Origin of the sequence: Comamonas sp. (genome assembly GCF_036643215.1) — a bacterium.
In the GTDB taxonomy this organism is placed as follows: Bacteria; Pseudomonadota; Gammaproteobacteria; order Burkholderiales; family Burkholderiaceae_C; genus Comamonas.
Map to the genome: position 1 here is coordinate 1 of NZ_JAVXSJ010000010.1, position 17,851 is coordinate 17,851.

General features: G+C 59.0%; 18 protein-coding genes. 11 read left to right on the forward strand and 7 right to left on the reverse strand.

Features of this window, described 5'->3' with window-relative positions; all coding sequences use genetic code 11:
• From RSF91_RS08775 to RSF91_RS08790, 4 genes are all read left to right on the forward strand, one after another.
• Positions 1-527: proton-conducting transporter transmembrane domain-containing protein (locus RSF91_RS08775; protein WP_332568058.1), on the forward strand; the 527-nt coding region annotated here is incomplete at its 5' end.
• Positions 528-551: 24 nt separating this feature from the next.
• On the forward strand, positions 552-2,045 hold the full coding sequence (gene nuoN, locus RSF91_RS08780) for an NADH-quinone oxidoreductase subunit NuoN (RefSeq protein WP_099738149.1): 1,494 nt from the start codon (positions 552-554) through the stop codon (positions 2,043-2,045).
• A 56-nt stretch (positions 2,046-2,101) separates the two neighbouring features.
• Positions 2,102-2,407 (forward strand): DUF2818 family protein, encoded by a 306-nt coding sequence (locus RSF91_RS08785; RefSeq protein WP_099738148.1) that lies wholly within the window; start codon positions 2,102-2,104, stop codon positions 2,405-2,407.
• A 9-nt stretch (positions 2,408-2,416) separates the two neighbouring features.
• The gene (locus RSF91_RS08790) at positions 2,417-2,929 is read left to right on the forward strand and encodes a DUF1178 family protein (protein ID WP_332568059.1); all 513 of its coding nucleotides are present in this window, start codon (positions 2,417-2,419) and stop codon (positions 2,927-2,929) included.
• A 42-nt stretch (positions 2,930-2,971) separates the two neighbouring features.
• Here RSF91_RS08790 and RSF91_RS08795 read toward each other — a convergent pair whose 3' ends face one another.
• The 3 genes from RSF91_RS08795 to RSF91_RS08805 are packed head-to-tail and all read right to left on the reverse strand — an operon-like array spanning position 2,972 to position 4,712.
• Positions 2,972-3,772, reverse strand: coding sequence for an anti-sigma factor family protein (locus RSF91_RS08795; protein WP_332568060.1), 801 nt, complete (start codon positions 3,770-3,772; stop codon positions 2,972-2,974).
• A gap of 11 nt (positions 3,773-3,783) precedes the next feature.
• A complete protein-coding gene (locus RSF91_RS08800) occupies positions 3,784-4,311 on the reverse strand; it encodes an RNA polymerase sigma factor (RefSeq protein WP_332568061.1) in 528 nt (175 codons plus the stop codon).
• Between the two features lie 17 nt (positions 4,312-4,328).
• Positions 4,329-4,712, reverse strand: coding sequence for a COG4315 family predicted lipoprotein (locus RSF91_RS08805; RefSeq protein ID WP_332568062.1), 384 nt, complete (start codon positions 4,710-4,712; stop codon positions 4,329-4,331).
• Between the two features lie 686 nt (positions 4,713-5,398).
• Between RSF91_RS08805 and RSF91_RS08810 the strand changes: the two genes are divergently transcribed.
• The 7 genes from RSF91_RS08810 (at position 5,399) to RSF91_RS08840 (ending at position 12,405) form a co-directional block, all read left to right on the forward strand.
• Complete coding sequence (locus tag RSF91_RS08810; RefSeq protein WP_332568063.1) at positions 5,399-6,169, forward strand: ABC transporter ATP-binding protein; 771 nt, start codon at positions 5,399-5,401, stop codon at positions 6,167-6,169.
• Positions 6,170-6,286: 117 nt separating this feature from the next.
• On the forward strand, positions 6,287-7,006 hold the full coding sequence (locus RSF91_RS08815; RefSeq protein ID WP_099738143.1) for an ABC transporter ATP-binding protein: 720 nt from the start codon (positions 6,287-6,289) through the stop codon (positions 7,004-7,006).
• Positions 7,007-7,060: 54 nt separating this feature from the next.
• Positions 7,061-8,257, forward strand: coding sequence for an ABC transporter substrate-binding protein (locus RSF91_RS08820; protein ID WP_332568064.1), 1,197 nt, complete (start codon positions 7,061-7,063; stop codon positions 8,255-8,257).
• A 48-nt stretch (positions 8,258-8,305) separates the two neighbouring features.
• On the forward strand, positions 8,306-9,190 hold the full coding sequence (locus RSF91_RS08825; protein ID WP_099738141.1) for a branched-chain amino acid ABC transporter permease: 885 nt from the start codon (positions 8,306-8,308) through the stop codon (positions 9,188-9,190).
• A gap of 12 nt (positions 9,191-9,202) precedes the next feature.
• A complete protein-coding gene (locus RSF91_RS08830; RefSeq protein WP_332568065.1) occupies positions 9,203-10,198 on the forward strand; it encodes a branched-chain amino acid ABC transporter permease in 996 nt (331 codons plus the stop codon).
• Between the two features lie 502 nt (positions 10,199-10,700).
• Positions 10,701-11,597: a LysR family transcriptional regulator gene (locus RSF91_RS08835; RefSeq protein ID WP_332568066.1), complete on the forward strand. Its 897-nt coding sequence runs from the start codon at positions 10,701-10,703 to the stop codon at positions 11,595-11,597.
• Between the two features lie 367 nt (positions 11,598-11,964).
• Complete coding sequence (locus tag RSF91_RS08840) at positions 11,965-12,405, forward strand: hypothetical protein (RefSeq protein ID WP_332568067.1); 441 nt, start codon at positions 11,965-11,967, stop codon at positions 12,403-12,405.
• 238 nt (positions 12,406-12,643) lie between these two features.
• On the opposite strand, the gene RSF91_RS08845 is transcribed toward RSF91_RS08840, so the two are convergent.
• The 4 genes from RSF91_RS08845 to RSF91_RS08860 form a co-directional block, all read right to left on the reverse strand.
• The gene (locus tag RSF91_RS08845) at positions 12,644-13,753 is read right to left on the reverse strand and encodes a lipocalin-like domain-containing protein (protein ID WP_332568174.1); all 1,110 of its coding nucleotides are present in this window, start codon (positions 13,751-13,753) and stop codon (positions 12,644-12,646) included.
• 128 nt (positions 13,754-13,881) lie between these two features.
• Positions 13,882-14,322 carry a VOC family protein gene (locus tag RSF91_RS08850; protein ID WP_332568068.1) on the reverse strand — a complete coding sequence of 147 codons (441 nt, stop codon included), beginning with the start codon at positions 14,320-14,322 and terminating at the stop codon, positions 13,882-13,884.
• 108 nt (positions 14,323-14,430) lie between these two features.
• Positions 14,431-17,112 (reverse strand): ABC transporter permease, encoded by a 2,682-nt coding sequence (locus RSF91_RS08855; RefSeq protein ID WP_332568069.1) that lies wholly within the window; start codon positions 17,110-17,112, stop codon positions 14,431-14,433.
• Complete coding sequence (locus RSF91_RS08860) at positions 17,112-17,828, reverse strand: ABC transporter ATP-binding protein (RefSeq protein WP_332568070.1); 717 nt, start codon at positions 17,826-17,828, stop codon at positions 17,112-17,114. Before RSF91_RS08860 ends, RSF91_RS08855 begins: the two co-directional genes overlap by 1 nt.
• Between the last annotated feature and the right edge of the window lie 23 nt (positions 17,829-17,851).

Below are 17,851 nucleotides of genomic sequence, written 5' to 3' on the forward strand. Positions count from 1 at the left end.
TCATGTTCAACAACCTCGGTATCTCCGGTGGTCTGGTGCAGATGATTGCCCACGGCTTCGTGTCCGGTGCCATGTTCCTGTGCATTGGCGTGCTGTACGACCGCGTTCACTCGCGTGAAATTGCTGCCTACGGCGGCGTGGTCAACACCATGCCCAAGTTCGCTGCCTTTGCACTGCTGTTTTCCATGGCCAACTGCGGTCTGCCTGCAACGGCCGGCTTCGTGGGCGAGTGGATGGTGATTCTGGGCGCTGTGCAATACAACTTCTGGATTGGCATGGGCGCTGCAACAGCCCTGATCTTTGGCGCTGCATACACCCTGTGGATGTACAAGCGCGTGTACCTGGGTCCTGTGGCCAATGACCACGTGAAGGAACTCAAGGACATCAACTGCCGTGAATTCCTGGTTCTGGGCATTCTGGCTGCAGCCGTGATGGTCATGGGCCTGTATCCCAAGCCCTTCACCGATGTGATGGATGTGTCTGTGGCAGAGCTCATCAAGCATGTGGCTGTGAGCAAGCTCAACTGACCAGACTGAAACGAGAGACACGAGATGATTGACAACATCAGCTGGCTGGCTATTTACCCGGAGATTGTTCTCCTGGTCATGGCCTGCGTCATTGCCTTGGTGGACTTGGGCGTGACAAGCGCCCGCCGCACAGGCACCTATGTTCTGACCATGCTCACCCTGCTTGTTGTAGCGGTGATGCAAGGCATGTATGCCTCTAGTGGCAATACCTTCTACGGCTGGGGCAACATGGTTGTCTCGGACGCCATGGGCAACTGGCTCAAGTGCTTTGCCACGATTGCCATGATGATCACCATGGTCTACGGCCGCCCCTACGCGGCCGAGCGTGACATGCTGCGCGGCGGTGAGTTCTTCACCCTGTCCATGCTGTCGCTGCTGGGCATGTTCATCATGATCAGCGGCAACAACTTCCTGGTCCTGTATCTGGGCCTGGAACTGTTGACCCTGTCCAGCTACGCGCTGGTGGCTCTGCGCCGTGACAATACTGCTGCTGTTGAAGCGGCCATGAAGTACTTCGTGCTGGGCGCCATGGCTTCGGGCTTCCTGCTGTACGGCATGTCCATGCTCTACGGTGCTACCGGTTCGCTGGATATCGGCCAAGTCTTCAAGGCCATCTACTCTGGTGAAATCAAGCACCAGGTGCTGGTTTTCGGTCTGGTGTTCGTGGTTGCTGGTCTGGCCTTCAAGCTGGGTGTGGTTCCCTTCCACATGTGGGTGCCTGACGTTTACCAGGGTGCTCCTACAGCCATCACCGCTTTGATCGGTGGCGCTCCCAAGCTGGCTGCGTTTGCCATGACTATCCGCCTGCTGGTGGATGGCCTGCTGCCCCTGGCAGTTGACTGGCAACAAATGCTGATGGTTCTGGCTGTCTGCTCGCTGCTGGTGGGTAACCTGGCCGGTCTGCAGCAGACCAGCCTCAAGCGCATGCTGGCTTACTCGACGATTTCCCAGATGGGCTTTGTCATGCTGGGCCTGATGTCGGGCGTGGTGGATGGCAAGGTTGATCCTGCGACCGTTGAAAACGCCTATAGCTCTGCCATGTTCTACGTGGTGACCTATGTGCTGACGGCTCTGGCATCGTTCGGTGTGATCTTGCTGCTGGCCCGCGAAGGCTTTGAAAGCGAAGAGATCGCCGACCTGGCTGGCCTGAACCAACGCAGCCCGCTGTACGCTGGCGTGATGGCGATCTGCCTGTTCTCCATGGCCGGTATTCCTCCGCTGGTGGGCTTCTATGCCAAGCTGTCCGTGCTGCAAGCACTGATTGCTTCGGGCAGCAGCCTGTACATCGGTCTGGCCGTGTTCGCTGTAGTGATGTCGCTGATCGGCGCCTTCTATTACCTGCGCGTCGTCAAGGTCATGTACTTTGATGCTCCAATCACAGCTACCAGCGTGTCCGCTCCTCTGGATGTGCGCGTTGTGCTGACCATCAACGGTGCGCTGGTTCTGCTGCTGGGCATCTTGCCTGGTGGTCTGATGGCCTTGTGCGCTGACGCCGTTGTGCGTGCCCTGGCTTCCTGATAAGACGAATGTGATGAGGGCTTGATGCCCTCATCGCTTTTTCTAGGAATGGCTTAGTGTCTATTACCGCCTCTATCTGGCTCATCATCTTGGCTGCCCTTGTGGCAGCCAATTTGCCTTTTATCAACCAGCGTTTGGGCATCGTCGGCCCGGTCGTTGCAGGTCGCAAGTCCTTGTGGATTCGCCTGCTCGAAATGGTGATTCTTTATTTGCTGGTTGGCGGCCTTGGCCTGCTGCTTGAGCGCCGTGCCGGGCAGATATCACCACAAGGCTGGGAGTTTTATGCAGTGACTGCGACACTGTTCCTGACACTGGCATTTCCCGGCTTCGTGTATCGCTATCTTGTCCATCGCAAGGGTTGAGTTGCAGCCATGAAAGTGCTTGATCTTCACTGCCCTGCAGGCCATGTCTTTGAAGGCTGGTTTGCATCGGAAGATGATTTTCAGAATCAGCTGCAACGCCAACTGGTGCAATGCCCCATGTGCGGCGACAGCGATGTGACCAAGCGCTTGAGCGCCCCTCGCCTGAATCTGGGTGCCCGGCCACCCAAGACACCTCAAGTATCCAAATCGGCTACGGCGGCAGCACCCGCAGCTCCAGCCGTCACGCCAGAGATCAGTGCTGAAGCCCGCGCACATCTTCAGTCCATGCAGGCCGCGTGGATGCAGTGGTCGCGCAAGGTGGCTGAAAACACCGAAGACGTAGGCAAGAAATTTGCCGAAGAAGCGCGCCGCATCCACTATGGTGAAACCGAAGAACGTGCCATTCGCGGCCAAACCAGCCCTAAAGAAGCCATTGAACTGATGGAAGAGGGTATTGGCGTTCTGCCACTGGCCTTGCCTGAAGCCGCGGGTGGCGAAGGCGGCAGTGGCAGCTTGCAATAAGCGCTGCTGATACTCTGCTGGCGTATTCGCTAAGCGCAGAGATCAATCAAGCTGGTGGTAGATCGCATCGGCCAGAACCTGCAAACGCTCGCGCGGCAAGTCGGCACTGAGGGCATAGCCCTGCTGGCCATCAATCCAGTAAAAGCCATGTGTTGTGCCAGAACGCGACCACTGAAAAGCGGCCGGAGCCGATGCTTTCGTTGCTTGCTGATCCAGTACCGAGACATAGAGCGTGAGACGCTCGCCGGCCGCGTCTTCATACATGAACTGGGCTCGTGCCTGCCCTGTCTCGCCTGGTAGCAACCGTCCTCCGATGAGCTGAAAACCTTGTGCATCCAGCACAGGGGTCTTGAGGGGTACGCCCAGCCGTTTGGACAGCCACTGCACCAGATGCGCCTGCTGCTGCGCCGTGACCTCTACCGGGTGGCGCTTCTCTGGCACATAGACTGCATGGGCCGCAGCGGCTTCGCGCACAAAGCCGGGCAACTGCGTCATTGTGCCGGTTTGCGCGGTTTCCATTTTTTGTTGACTTGCGCCATAGCCAAGACCAAATCCCGCGCTGATACCCAGACTCAGCATCAGACCTGCAGCCAGTGCATGTGGCCAGCGCCATTGTGTGGGCGGTTGACGCAGTGCCCGGGTGAGCTGAGGCGGAACCGGCTCATCCAGCACCGGCGCATGCAGAGCTTGCAGGCTCGCAGTCTGGGCTTGAATGGCGGCCATACGCGCGGCTTCATCGGGGTGATCGGCTAGCCATTGCGCAACGGCTGCAGCACTTTCGGGCTGCAACTCTCCATCGACCCAGGCGTGCAGCGTGGATTCATCAGGTCGCTGGGTGCTCATCTCGCTTTCCTTCATTTCACAGCCCTCAGCACGGTGCTTGCAGGCCGTTCACCGTCCATCAGGCGCCGCAGTTGCTCGCGTGCGCGCGACAGCCGTGACATCACCGTACCCACTGGCACACCCAGCATTTGCGCCGCTTCGCCGTAGCTGAATTGCTCCATGCCAATCAGCAGCAGCACCTCGCGCGCCTGAGGGGAGAGTAGGCCCAGTGCCCGCTCCAGGTCGAGCTGCAATGCCAGTTTGGGCATGGGGTCGTGGCTGGGGTCTTGCGCGTCATCAAGCTCTACGGTGCGATGCCGCGCCGCCTGCTGCCACTGGTTGGCGTAGAGGTTGTGCATCACCGTCAGCAGCCAGCTGAGCAAGGCTTTTTGCGCTTCTTCAGCTGTGGCTGCTGCGGGAGGGCGCCATAGCGCCCATTTCTGGCAGGCCCGCTCCAGCGTGTCTTGAACCAGATCGTCAGCCAGCGCTGCATCACCCGCCAGCGCTCGGGCGTAGCGGCGCAGGCGGGGAATGTGGGCGAGGGCTGAGTCGATATTCACTCAATACTCAAATAGGCTCAGGGCTTGGCAACATGCCAGCTGTTGTTGAGGAGGCCGTCACCGGTCATGTCACCGGGTTTGGTGTCCTTGGCCCAGTGGTAGAGCGGGCGGCCTTTATAAGCCCATTGCTTGCTGCCGTCGTCGCGCATCACCACGCTCCAGTCGCCAATGGGGACAGCATTGGCGGGGGCCATCAGCGGCGGCCAGTTGGTGGCGCAGCCGCCGTTGCACATGCTTTTGCCGGCGGCGTCTTTGTCAAAGACATAAAGCGTCATTTGCGTTGGGCCGACCAGCATGCCGTTCATGGTGGTTGCCGGAGACTTTGCCATGGTGGCTGTGCCGGTGGCGCAGCCCGCCAGCAGGGCGGCAGAAAGAATCGTCAGGGATGCGATGCGAAGCATGAGAACTCTCCTTGTGGTTGACCTGCGGTAAACAGTTCAGCGGGGATTTTTATTCCATGCTTTTTCAACAATGCATGCAAGCGTTGTTGATTTGATTATTTTGATAGCGCTTTCCGCTGGTTAAACATGGGTTTCATGAATAAATCAAGCGGAAGCTTATGAATAAAAAGCGCAAGCAGCTTTGAAATGAATAGCGACTTTGGGCGTCATTTGTCGCCATTGCTTTTTATGGGCGACAAATAGCAAGCATATTTGCGGCGCTTGGGCTAGTAACCAAGTTACCTGAGTGGGAATTTTCAGGCTCAGGGTTTACGGCAGCGTTGCTGCTGCCAAAGCAGCTTATCGGCATTTGATTGGCATGCCGCTTTAATGAATATTGATAGCGCGATAACCATGGCCATCATGCGATTTGCGTGTACTGAAGTGGACGCTGACCTCTGTGCAAGCTACTTTCTGCCCGATGCTTTTGAGTCTTGCTCTCTAGATGTAAAGTTTGTGATTACTCCTTGTTTTGTCTTCTGTTTACGGAGTACCTAGGGAAAGCATAAGTGGCTGTCAGCCACACCCCTAGGAGTTTCCCGCTGCGGCAGCGCTGCCGGGCAGCCCAAGATGCCAAGCAAGCAGAGGGCGCATTGCAAAGTGCGCCTGTCTTTTGTTTTGTAGCACTCAGGACTGACGGCCAGCGCATGAGCGACCTAATTCTCGAAACCAAGCAACTCACCAAAGAGTTCAAAGGCTTTACCGCCGTCAGCAAGGTGGATCTGGCCGTGCAGCGTGGCTCCATTCACGCGCTGATTGGGCCTAACGGTGCGGGCAAGACCACTTGCTTTAACTTACTGACCAAGTTTCTGGAGCCCACTTCCGGAAGCATTCAATTCAACGGCGTAGACATTACCCGCGAAGCCCCGGCGCAGATTGCGCGGCGCGGCGTGATTCGCTCATTCCAGATATCGGCCGTATTCCCGCACAGCACTTTGCTGGAGAACGTGCGCATCGGCCTGCAGCGCAAGCTGGGCACCGCCTACCATTTCTGGACCAGCGAGAAAACGCTGAACCAGCTCAATGACCGTGCCATGGAACTGTTGACCGAAGTTGGTCTGCAGGACCTGGCCGATGAGCTGACCGTAAACCTGCCTTATGGCCGCAAGCGTGCGCTGGAGATCGCCACCACGCTGGCCATGGAGCCCGAGCTGATGCTGCTGGATGAACCCACGCAGGGCATGGGCCACGAAGACGTGGACCGCGTCACGCAGCTCATCAAAAAAGTCTCGGCTGGCCGAACCATCTTGATGGTGGAGCACAATATGAAAGTGATTGCGACGATTGCCGATCGCATCACCGTGCTGCAACGCGGCGCCGTGCTGGCTGAAGGGCCCTACGAAGAAGTTTCGAAAAATCCGCAGGTGATGGAAGCCTATATGGGGACTACGGATGGGCAGTTGCAAGGTGCGCATTGAGATGCCCCCCTGTGCCGCTTTGCGGCTTCCCCCCAAGGGGACAACATCCTCGCTGCGGGGCGGCCCTTGCTTGATGTCTCTCACTTGAAGAGTGCCAGTTTTCAGATCAGATGAACAATGAATAAAACAAGTACTCCGGCGCTGGAAATTTCGGGTTTGAACGCCTGGTATGGCGAGTCCCATGTGCTGCATGGCATGGACCTGGTGGTCAACCCCGGCGAGGTGGTGACGCTGCTGGGCCGCAATGGTGCGGGTCGCACTTCCACGCTGCGGGCCATCATGGGCCTGACGGGATCGCGCAAGGGCTCGATCAAGATCAATGGGGTGGAGACCATTCAGTGGCCTACGCACAAAATTGCGCATCTGGGCGTGGGCTATTGCCCCGAAGAGCGCGGCATTTTCTCTAGCCTGTCCTGCGAAGAAAACCTGATGCTGCCGCCGCCGCTCAAAACCGGCCAGCCCGGCATGAGCGTGGACGAGATCTACCAGATGTTCCCCAACCTCTACGAGCGCCGCAATAGCCAGGGTACGCGCCTGTCGGGTGGCGAGCAGCAGATGCTGGCCGTGGCGCGCATTCTGCGCACGGGTGCACGTCTACTGCTGCTGGATGAAATTTCCGAAGGTCTGGCCCCCGTCATCGTTCAGACCCTGGCTCGCATGATTAAAACGCTGCGCGAGAAGGGCTACACCGTGGTGATGGTGGAGCAGAACTTCCGCTTTGCCGCGCCGCTGGCTGATCGTTTCTATGTGGTCGAGCACGGCCATGTTGCCCTGCGTTTTGGCGCTGATGAGCTGGACGCAAAAATGTCTGTGCTCAATGAGTTGCTGGGCGTGTGAAGCACCGCATTTCTCTTTTCTTTTCATAACAAAGACCTAACCCTGGAGATCAAGATGAAAGCAAAACTGAGCGTTCTCTCGTGCATGCTGGCTGTTGCAGGTTTGACCAGCCCTCTGGTTCAAGCGCAGGAAAAAGTGAAGATCGGCTTTGTGACCGATATGTCCAGCCTGTATGCCGACGTGGAAGGCAAAAATGGCGCGCTGGCCATGCAAATGGCGATTGATGACTTTGGTGGGAAGGCATTGGGTCAGCCCATTGAGCTGATGAGCGCAGACCACCAGAACAAGGCCGACATCGCCGCATCCAAGATGCGCGAGTGGATTGATACGCAGAACATTTCGCTGGTCTTCAGCGGCACCAACTCCGGCACCGCGCTGGCTGTCTCGCAAGTGGCGAATGAGAAAAAGCGCGTTCACTTCAACAGTGGCGCAGGCTCTTCCGCGCTGACCAATGAGCAGTGCAACCCCTATACCGTGCACTACGCCTACGACACAGTGGCGCTGGCCAAGGGCACGGGTGGCGCGGTGGTCGATCGCGGTGGCAAGGACTGGTTCTTTTTGACGGCTGACTACGCCTTCGGTCAGGCACTGGAGAGCGACACCACCAAGGTCATTCAAGCCAAGGGTGGGAAGGTACTGGGCTCGGTCAGACACCCGCTCAACGCGTCTGACTTCTCGTCCTTCCTGCTGCAGGCGCAAAGCTCCAAGGCCCATATTCTGGGTTTGGCCAATGCGGGTGGCGACACCATCAACGCCATCAAGGCGGCCAAAGAGTTCGGTATCAACAAGACCATGAAGACCGCCGGTCTGCTGGTCTTCCTGACCGACATTCACAGCCTGGGTCTGAAGAACACCGAAGGCCTGCTGCACACCACCAGCTGGTACTGGGACATGAATGACGAATCGCGCAAATTCGCCAACAAGTTCTTTGCCAAGACCAAGCGCATGCCTACCGATGTGCAGGCCGCTGACTACTCGGCTGTCATGAACTATCTGAAGGCCGTCGAAGCCGTCAAGACCACCAATGCCGACAAGGTGATGGCCCACCTCAAGAGCACGCCGATCAACGACTTCTACGGCAAGGGCGTGATCCGTCCGGACGGCACGTTTGCGCACGACATGTACCTGGTCGAAGCCAAGAAGCCCAGCGAATCCACCAAGCCCTGGGACTACCTCAAGGTCCTGACCAAGTTGCCTGCTGACACGGTCTGGACCACCAAGGCCGAGACCAAGTGCGCGCTCTGGAAGTAATCGCGACCTTGGACTGATGCACACCTAATCCCCACCAGCGTATCTCTCATGGAAATCTTCGGCGTTTCATTGCCCGGCCTGATGAGCCAGCTCCTTCTGGGGCTGGTCAATGGTTCGTTCTACGCAATTCTGAGTCTGGGTCTGGCCGTTATTTTCGGCCTGCTCAATGTCATCAACTTTGCGCATGGCGCGCTGTTCATGCTGGGTGCCATGTGCACCTGGATGGCCATGAGCTACTTTGGCATCAACTACTGGGTGATGCTGATTCTGTCGCCCGTGCTGGTGGGTATTCTGGGTGTGTTGATAGAGCGCTTTTTACTGCGCTGGATCTACAAGCTCGATCACCTCTACGGCCTGCTGCTCACGCTGGGGCTGTCGCTGCTGATCGAAGGCGTGTTTCGCTCCATCTACGGTGTCTCGGGTCTGGGTTATGACACGCCCGAGCTGCTGGAAGGCGCGACCAATCTGGGCTTCATGATTTTGCCGAACTACCGTGCCTGGGTGGTTGTGGCCTCCATCGTGGTCTGTGTGGCCACTTGGTTTGTGATCGAGAAGACGCGTATCGGTGCCTATCTGCGTGCCGGTACCGAGAACCCGCGCCTGGTTGAAGCCTTTGGCATCAACGTGCCCGTCATGATCACGCTGACCTATGCCTTTGGTGCCGCACTGGCTGCCTTCGCTGGCGTGCTGGCTGCGCCGGTCTATCAGGTCACCCCGTTGATGGGGCAGAACCTCATCATCGTCGTGTTTGCCGTGGTGGTGATTGGCGGCATGGGCTCCATCATGGGCTCCATCCTGACGGGGCTGGGGCTGGGTGTCATCGAAGGGCTGACCAAAGTGTTCTGGCCTGAAGCATCGTCCACCGTCGTGTTTTTCATCATGGTCATTGTTTTGCTGATTCGCCCCGCTGGCCTGTTCGGTAAAGAAAAATAAGAGGGGCACGACATGAAATCCAAGACGCTTGTTCAACGCATTGCCCCCGTGGGCTACGGCCTGCTGTTGCTGGGCCTGATTGCCGCGCCTTTTCTGGGCGCCTATCCTGTATTTGTGATGAAGCTCATGTGCTTTGCACTGTTTGCTTCAGCCTTCAACCTGCTACTGGGCTATACGGGTCTGCTGTCCTTTGGTCATGCGGCCTTCCTGGGTGGCGCGGCCTATGTGGCGGGCTACAGTATCAAAGCCTGGGGCTTTACGCCAGAAATTGGCATGCTGCTGGGCACCGTGGTCGGCGGGCTGCTGGGCCTGATCTTTGGCTGGCTGGCCATTCGCCGCCAGGGCATCTACTTCTCGATGATTACGCTGGCGCTGGCGCAGATGCTGTTCTTTGTCGCGCTGCAAGCCAAGTTCACCGGCGGTGAAGATGGCCTGCAAGGCGTGCCACGCGGCAAGCTGTTCGGCATGATTGATTTGAGCAGCGACCTGACGATGTACTACGTGGCGCTGGTGGTGGTGACACTCGCTTTCCTGCTCATCGTGCGCACTATTCACTCGCCTTTTGGCCAGGTGCTCAAGGCCATCAAGGAAAACGAGCCACGCGCGATCTCGCTGGGCTATGACGTGAACCGCTTCAAGCTGCTGGCCTTTGTGATCTCTGCTGCGCTCACCGGTCTGGCGGGCTCACTCAAGACGCTGGTGCTGGGCTTTGCCACCTTGTCCGATGTTCACTGGACCACCTCGGGCCATGTGATCTTGATGACGCTGATGGGCGGCCTGGGCACGCTCTCAGGTCCGTTGCTGGGCTCGGCGGTGGTCGTGGCGCTGGAAAACAAGATTGGCGACTTTGGCACCTTCCTCGCTCACACCACCGGTGTGGAATGGTTTGGCACGCTGGGTGAGTCTGTCACCATCGTCACCGGCCTGATCTTTGTGCTGTGCGTGCTGATGTTCCGCAAGGGCATCATGGGCGAGCTGATTGCTTGGCTGGAGCGTAAGAAGTCGTAGGGTTTGCTGACTGCTGTTTAGAAAACTGGGGCCGCTTTTGCGGCCCTTGGTTTTTTGGGGCTGTCGGCCAGAAGCAGATGCTAGTAAGTTTGAGCATATGCACCTGTTACTGCTAGTGTGTCTGCTGTTAGTTCGCATCGGGTTGGATCGAGGTAGGTTGCTGATGTGCTTGCGTTTTCCTAAACCTAAAATCGTAAGACGCTGTGGCGCCCACATCACCCACCATTTGGAGGTACCCGAAATCCCTCTGTCACCCGTCTTTCCGCCCGCACTAGCCAATCGCGGATTTTTTCTGTGCAACGTATCCATAGACTAGTTGCCTTGGCCTGTGCAGGCTCCCCTTCCCCTGTCATCGATTTCAAATCGATAACTTCGTCACTTGTGCCGTCAGTTAGGTGGTTTCTCATAGTGTCTCAATCGTCTTTGCTGGCTTAACATCCGTAAAGTTGAATGTTCTGAATAATCAATTCAGGAAAACTGACCAAATGAAGATTCACAAGCCATGCGAAATCTCAATCTCGACCAGTTGCAGACACTGATTGCTATCGCCGACTTGGGCACCTTTGCAGCCGCCGCTCAGGCGTTGCATCTGGCACCGCCAACGGTGAGCCTGCATATCAAAGAGCTGGAGTTGCGAATGGATGCGACTCTGCTGGTGCGAGGACGCAAACAGGCAGAGCTGACAGCTTCCGGATTGGTGCTGGTGGATGAAGGCCGCAAGCTGCTTACCGCAAGCCACGATTTGATGGAACGCGTGCAGCGCCGTGCCAGTGGACGCGAAGGGCTGGTGCGTGTGGGGGTGTCGGCGGGCGTGAGCACTCGACTGCTACCGATGATGCTGGAGTCTTTGAGCCTGCGTAGTCCTGGAGTTGAGGTGCGGCTGGAGGCGGAGGGTTCTGCGCAGTCCATGCGCCGACTGGGCATGGGTCAGTTGGATGTTGCGATTGTTGCCAGCCCTCAACCTGCAGCGCCTGGCATCCAGCTCGTACCCTGGCGCGTGGACCCGCTGGTGGCCTTGCTACCCGCAACATGGGACGCACCAGAGAAGGTAACCCCTGAATGGTTATCACAGCGGCGCTGGGCATCGTTTTCAGCTCCAACGCAGATGCACGGATTGATCGCCAATTGGTTTGCTCAGGCAGGCTATCAGCCACGCCCCTTCCTAGCACTCACTTATCCAGGAGCACTTAAAAGCTTGGCTGCAGCCAGTCAAAGCGCAGCAATTCTGCCACTAGAGGAAGTTGAGGATCAGCTGCACCAGCCTGGGGTTCAGATACGCCATCTCTTTCCCACGCTGCTGCGCCCTATGGCCGTGGCCCATCGACAGAACCTGGAGCAAAACCCGGCTATTGAGCATGTATTGGCGGTGCTGAATGACTTTGCGAGCGAGACTCGCTGACGCCACTTCAAGGCAATGATTGACTATTTACGAGCTTGATTTCATTGACTACTCAGGGTCGAACTGCGACCGCCGCAACCGGCTAGGAGCAGCCGTTCGTGAAGGCTGCTTGGCCGACTTTCAAGCTGAGAGTTGACGTAGGGCTTCAACATCGAATATCGGCGGCGATCAACAGCTGAACTTGATGGACTCTGGCTGCAATCTCCAAGAATCGGCATTCAAGGATTTCCGCAGCCCTTGTCGGCGACCACCCCGATCCGGCCCCTTGACGACGATTCACCGTGCCTTCAGGCAAAATCCAGATGATCGGGGCAAGCCTGGCGTCAGGTCTGCCGGGAAGCCCACCTTGAAGAATGGAACAACATCAATGGCACTGACGAAAAAGGGCGAGTTCATGTACGGGACGACGTCCGGCGACACCCAAGCCGAGCTGCGCAGCTACAGCGTTGCGAATCGCCATGAGGCCGTCCGGTTTGCCTCGTCCAAATGCGATTGCGGGTGCCGGACTTTTGCGCTGCAGACCGATGAAGAAGCCGGCGTGGCAATCCGCACCTGCACCGACTGCGGGCAGGAACACCTGATGGGCGACAGCGCGGACTACGTTGAAGAGGCCACCCCCGAGGCGCACGAGTGCGTGTGCGAGAACGAGGTGTTCGAGCTGGTGTCCGGCGTCTCCGTGTACGAGGGCACACATGACGTGCGCTGGTACTACATCGCTTGCCACTGCGTGGAATGCAATCTGGTTGGGGTCTTCGCAGACTGGAAGTGTGAAGCGGGTGATGCGGCGGCCTTCCTCGCCAAGGTATGAGCGCGCGCCCCCGCAGAGATCATGCTCGCAGCGGGGGCGGTCGAGGGCGGTGGCACAAGGGGCGAGATACCGAATGCGGGATAGCTTCGTTGAAGAAATTGATAGCTGCTGCCGCTTGATAAATAGGCGCTAGAGGCCGATTTCGTCAAAAATCAGATCTCCTGCGGGGCGACTCACTGCCTCTCTTGCAGGCGACATCACTGCAAGTATTTCGCTAAACTGATAGCGACAAAAGCAGCTAGAGCTTCATCGCTGCAACATACCCCGTCATCTCCAGATACCCCCGCCCCACTGCACTGCTGCGGCCGTCGGCGCCAATGCGGCGCAGCTCACACAAACCTTCCCAGTAAATCGCGCCAGTGCTGGCGCGGCTGTCCAGTTCTTGATCGTCTACCCGCGCATGCACTTCAAAGCGCCCGGCGGGGGTCTGCACCCGCCATGCAACCGGGTAGCGCGCCTTGCTGTGAGGGCTGAGCCAGTAGCGCAGCGGCTCAAACTGCACCTGATTGGCACTAAAGATTTGCGCACTTTGCCCGGCTTGGCGAAAAGAGCCACCAGCCCAGAGTGCGGAGCCGTCCGGGCGCCGTAGATGAAAGGCCGTCAGGGCGCTTCCGTCATCCAGATTCATGCCAATCCAGTCCCAGCCTTGAGCCTCTTTGTCCATGATGGCGGCGCTGCATTCATGGTCTAACCAGGCGCGGTTATGGGGGCTGGTTTGCACTGGCAGACGTTGCCCGCCCAAGGTGATGGAGCCGCTGACTTTGAGCTGGGGCTGGCTGTAGTAATAGCTTGCCTGTTCTTCTTGTGGACCTTTGCGTGAAAGACCGTTAGAGCCCTGTAACAGCAAGCGCTGTGTGCTATCAAATTCAAGGTCAAGGGTGAAGTCTTTGGCGGCAAGCTTGGCGCTGTAGTGGCTGGCCTGCGCCGCATCTTGCCCGGGTACAGGCAGGCGTTTCAGATACCAGTCGTTGATGTAGACATGGGTGTCGCTTTCACTGGCATCGGCCAGCCCCAGACCCGCGCGCGCCATGCGCTGGTCGTGGTGCAATTTCTGGCCCTGCACATCACACAGTGCGGCGTGGGCAAAGATCAGTTGCTTGGCGGCCAGCGGTGATTGCAGGTCTTGAGCTGCAGCAATGCGCGAGCGAAAAAAGGTCAGCTGAAAGCCCCATGGTTTGCCGCCCGCCTGCAACTGCCCGGTGATGTACCACCACTCAGTTTGCAGGTCTGGATGGCTACCAAAATCACGTGGAAATTGCAGCGACTTAATGGGCAACGCCATGGCTGAAGGCGCAAGCGCCCAACTGCTCAAGCCCAGACCTGCTGCAGCCAGTGCATGCAGAGACATCCGGCGGGAGATGGCTGCGTCGGTGGAGGCGAAATGAGGTGCGAATTCGGGTGGCATCAGGGGCAGTTGGCGCATGCCCCATTGTTACCGCTCAGGTCGTGGCGGTGTCTTTATCGGCTTGCTCTGTATCAGCCAATATCAAGCAGCGGAACAATCACCATCCAGCCGACACCAAAGCGGTCCGTGACCATGCCAAAGCTGCGTGCAAAAAAGGTCTCGCCAAGCGGCATCTGTACCTGGCCTCCTTCGCCGATGGCGGCAAAGATGCGGTGAGCCTCATTTTCGTTCGGGGCGGTGATAGAGAGGGAAAAGCCTTTGAACTCCGGCTTGCCGCCATTCATGCCGTCCGAGGCCATGATCTGCGTCTCGCCAATCTGCATATTGGCGTGCATGATTTTTTCCGGATCCATCTGACCTGGACCACATCCTTGCTGGGCTGTCGGTTCGGGCTGGGGCGGAGCGTCCTTGTAGCGCATCAGCGCCGTGACTTCCGCGCCGAGGGCGGCTTGATAGAACTCCAGAGCCTCTTCGCAGCGGCCATCAAAAAACAGATAGGACTGGACTTGCATACGAACTCCCCAGAGCTGAGTCAGAGCATTTATTGTGCGCTGCCGTTGTTTGCAGTGGTGTGAAAAACGTTGCTGCAATCGCAGGTATAGCCACCAGGTGTTTAGTCCTTACCAGTCCTCTTTCACGGCGAGAACGGCATCTGCGCTGGCGGCCTTTCGCCCGGCCAGCCTGGCAGTGATGACACCGGCGAGTATCACGGCCGCAGCAAGGCTCAGCAGGCGCAGTGCGGGCAGGCGCAACTCCATCGTCCAGTGAAAGCTTTGCGGGTTGACCACGTGCACCAGAATCACCGACACACCCAGCCCTAGCAGCGTGCCGGCAATGGCGCCCAGCGTGGTCCAGGCCAGGCCTTCTGCTGCGACCACGCTGAGCACATTGCGGCGGGTGAGGCCAAGGTGGGCCAGCAGCCCGAACTCTTTACGCCGCGCCAGCACCTGGGCGCTGAAGCTGGCGGCAATGCCGAACAGGCCAATGCCAATGGCTACGGCCTGAAGCCAGTAGGTGACGGCAAAACTGCGATCAAAAATGCGCAGTGACCGCTCGCGCAAGGAGGTACTGCTGACAAATTCCAGCGCCGGAGCAGGCTGGCCTGGCGTGGTGATGGCTTGCTCTATGGCGGTTTGTAAATCAGCTTGCAAACCGGCTGGTGAGAGCGCACCGTCAAGCCGGGGCCAGATGGCCACTTCGCTGACCTGGGCTGCATTGGCAGCATCACCAGCCAGAGCCAGATAGTCCTGCCAGTCCAGTGCCACAGCGCCAAACTGGCGCACATAGTCGCGCCAGATGGATGCTATGTAAAACGTAGCTGCTTGCGCTTGATGGTCATGCGCTTGAAGGCTAAAAGCCTTTGAAAGCAGCGGCCATTCATCGCCGGGCTTCAAATCATATAACTGAGCCACGGCTTCGCTGATGTGTACGGGGATGCCGCTGCGGGTCGAGGCTAGCGGCCCGTCGACCCATGGCAGTTGCATGGCCTGATCACCTTTAAGCGGGCGAATCAACAGGCTGATGGCGGGGCGCTCCGGGCTGAGTACCAACTGGCTGCTGCGCATGGCTTGAGCGCGCTCAATCCCCGGCAACTGGCTGATGCGCTGTGCGGTGTCGGCGGGCAGCAGGGCTGCATCGACACGGCTTGAGCCCCCGGCAGCGCGTACATACAGAGGGGCGGGCAGCACGGCGTCCAGCCACTCCATCATGCTGCCGCGAAAGCTGGTGACCATCACAGTCAGCGCCACGGCCAGACTCAGGCTTGCCACTACGCCGCCCACGGCCACCGTGGTTGCGTGGCGCATGCGGCGCGCGCGTTCAAGCGCCAGCATGGCCAGCGGCTGGCGTGACAGCCTGGCGGGCACCAGTCCCAGCGCCGCACCCAGCAGCCACGGTAGCGCCGCCATGCCGCCCAGCAGCAGCAAGCCCACTGCTATATAAGCGGCCAGCGGTATGCCCGCCACCGGCGGCATAAAGGCCAGCGCCACGCTGGCTGAAAGAAGTAGCAGCGCAGGCCACAAGTGCGGCGTTTTTTCATGCGTGCTGCCCAAGCCTTTGAGCGTGGCTGCGGGCGGTAAATCCATGGCGGCGCGTGCAGGCCACCATGCGCCGGCCAGCGTGGCGGCAACGCCCAGCAGGCCAAACACCAGAGCCGCGACAGGGCTCCAGTGCAGCGCGGGTTGTACGCCAGCAAAAAAGCCGCCGCCCAGGTCGCCGCCCAGTACTTGAAGCGCCAGCCAAGCCAGTGCGCTGCCCAGTGCAATACCGGCCAGACTGCCCAGAACGCCCAGCGCCAATGCCTCAAGCAGCACCAGAGCCAAGCGCTGGCGCGGTGTGGCACCCAGCACGGCCAGCAGCGCAAACTGCGGCGCACGTTGCGCCACGCTGAGTGCAAGTACCGAGAACACCAGAAACGCCCCGGTGAACAAGGCCACCAGCGCCAGCACCGTGAGGTTGACGCGGTAGGCGCGCGACATCTCGCCCACGCGCTGCTGGTCGTCGCTGGGTTGCTGAATCAGCATCTGGCTTTGCCATGCAGGCAGGGCGTGCAGTGCAGTCGCAATCTGGCTGCGGGTGGCGCTGTCGGTCAGCAAAAGGTCGATGCGGTCAATGCCGTCAAAGCGCCCCAGCTTTTGCTGCAGCGCCGCAATGTCCATGACGGCGACCGGCGCACCTGTGGCCGCCACTGTGCCTGCAATGCGCAACTGCTGGGTCTGGCCATTGAGCAGCCATTGCAAGGGCGCGTTGACGGCTTGCTCTGGGTTGAGATGCAGAGCCTGCAAGGCTGCGGCGTTGAGAAATACCGCATCGGGCGCAAACAGGTCGAGCCGGTTGCCGCCTTCAAACAAACGTGGCATCAGCGCCGGTGCCACGGATGCGAGCTTGAGGGCATCGCTGCCCAGCACGCGCAGTGCTGTGCCTTGAGCAGCACCTTTTGTGCTGCGGGCGCTGGTGTCGCCGGTGGCATGGCTGTCGCTGCCGGGATTGTTCGCAGGCAGCAACACGGTAGTCTCCAGCCAGGGCACGGCGGTCGCGATACCTTGCGTCTTGGCGACTTGTGGGTACAGCGCCAGCGGCAGACCACCTTGCATGGCGTGCAACTGCAGATCAGGCTGGCCGTTAACACTGCGCACCGCCCGCGAGAATTCATCAAGCGCTGACTGGTTGATGACATGCACGGCAAAGCCCAGCGCCACGCCCAGCATGATGGCGAGCAGCGCCGTGGCAGTGCGCCAGGGGTGCTGGCGCAGCTCCTGCCACGAGAAGCTGGTCAGCAGCAGAAAAATGGGGGAGCGTGACATCACGGCGCGGGCTCGGCCTGCATGCCGCTGGCCGTCAGCCGCAGCACGCGATCGGCGCGTTTTGCCGCGTCGGCGGAATGGGTGACAAGGATGAGCGCCGTGCCGTTGTCGCGGGTTTGCTGCAGCAGCAAGTCCATGACCTGCTGAGCGGTGGAGGGGTCTAGGTTGCCCGTGGGCTCATCGGCCAGCAGCAGCTGCGGCGAATGGACCAGTGCACGGGCAATGGCCACGCGCTGCAACTGGCCACCGCTGAGCTGCTGCGGCAGGCGCTGGCCCAGTCCATCCAACCCTACGGCCTTGAGAACCTGCTGCACGCGTTGCTCACCTTGCGTATTCATGCGGCCCAGCAGCATCAGCGGCAGGGCGATGTTCTGCGCCACATCCAGATGCGGCAGCACATGAAAGGCCTGAAACACAAAGCCCAGATGGGCCCGGCGCCAGATGGCGCGCTCTGTTTCGTTCAGGGTGGAAAGGTCTGTGCCTTGATGCAGCACGTGGCCTTGCTGCCAGCTGTCTAGCCCGGCAAGGCAGTTGAGAAAAGTGGACTTGCCTACGCCAGAGTTACCGACGATGGCGACAAACTCACCAGCCTGAACCTCGCAGCTGACCTGCTCAAAAACAGTGCTCTGGGCTTGTGCCTGACCATAACGTTTGGCCAGGTCTTGAACTTGCAGCAGTGGCTGAGATGAGATCGGGTTTGATGCGTTGGCTGCCATGAAGGCATCTTAACCAGCGCAGG

Coding starts and splice junctions, on each gene's coding strand:
- nuoN (WP_099738149.1), top strand. CDS start 552: ATGATTGACAACATCAGCTGGCTGGCTATTTACCCGGAGATTGTTCTC.
- RSF91_RS08790 (WP_332568059.1), top strand. CDS start 2,417: ATGAAAGTGCTTGATCTTCACTGCCCTGCAGGCCATGTCTTTGAAGGC.
- RSF91_RS08795 (WP_332568060.1), bottom strand. CDS start 3,772: ATGAGCACCCAGCGACCTGATGAATCCACGCTGCACGCCTGGGTCGAT.
- RSF91_RS08805 (WP_332568062.1), bottom strand. CDS start 4,712: ATGCTTCGCATCGCATCCCTGACGATTCTTTCTGCCGCCCTGCTGGCG.
- RSF91_RS08810 (WP_332568063.1), top strand. CDS start 5,399: ATGAGCGACCTAATTCTCGAAACCAAGCAACTCACCAAAGAGTTCAAA.
- RSF91_RS08815 (WP_099738143.1), top strand. CDS start 6,287: ATGAATAAAACAAGTACTCCGGCGCTGGAAATTTCGGGTTTGAACGCC.
- RSF91_RS08820 (WP_332568064.1), top strand. CDS start 7,061: ATGAAAGCAAAACTGAGCGTTCTCTCGTGCATGCTGGCTGTTGCAGGT.
- RSF91_RS08825 (WP_099738141.1), top strand. CDS start 8,306: ATGGAAATCTTCGGCGTTTCATTGCCCGGCCTGATGAGCCAGCTCCTT.
- RSF91_RS08830 (WP_332568065.1), top strand. CDS start 9,203: ATGAAATCCAAGACGCTTGTTCAACGCATTGCCCCCGTGGGCTACGGC.
- RSF91_RS08835 (WP_332568066.1), top strand. CDS start 10,701: ATGCGAAATCTCAATCTCGACCAGTTGCAGACACTGATTGCTATCGCC.
- RSF91_RS08840 (WP_332568067.1), top strand. CDS start 11,965: ATGGCACTGACGAAAAAGGGCGAGTTCATGTACGGGACGACGTCCGGC.
- RSF91_RS08845 (WP_332568174.1), bottom strand. CDS start 13,753: ATGTCTCTGCATGCACTGGCTGCAGCAGGTCTGGGCTTGAGCAGTTGG.
- RSF91_RS08850 (WP_332568068.1), bottom strand. CDS start 14,322: ATGCAAGTCCAGTCCTATCTGTTTTTTGATGGCCGCTGCGAAGAGGCT.
- RSF91_RS08855 (WP_332568069.1), bottom strand. CDS start 17,112: ATGTCACGCTCCCCCATTTTTCTGCTGCTGACCAGCTTCTCGTGGCAG.
- RSF91_RS08860 (WP_332568070.1), bottom strand. CDS start 17,828: ATGGCAGCCAACGCATCAAACCCGATCTCATCTCAGCCACTGCTGCAA.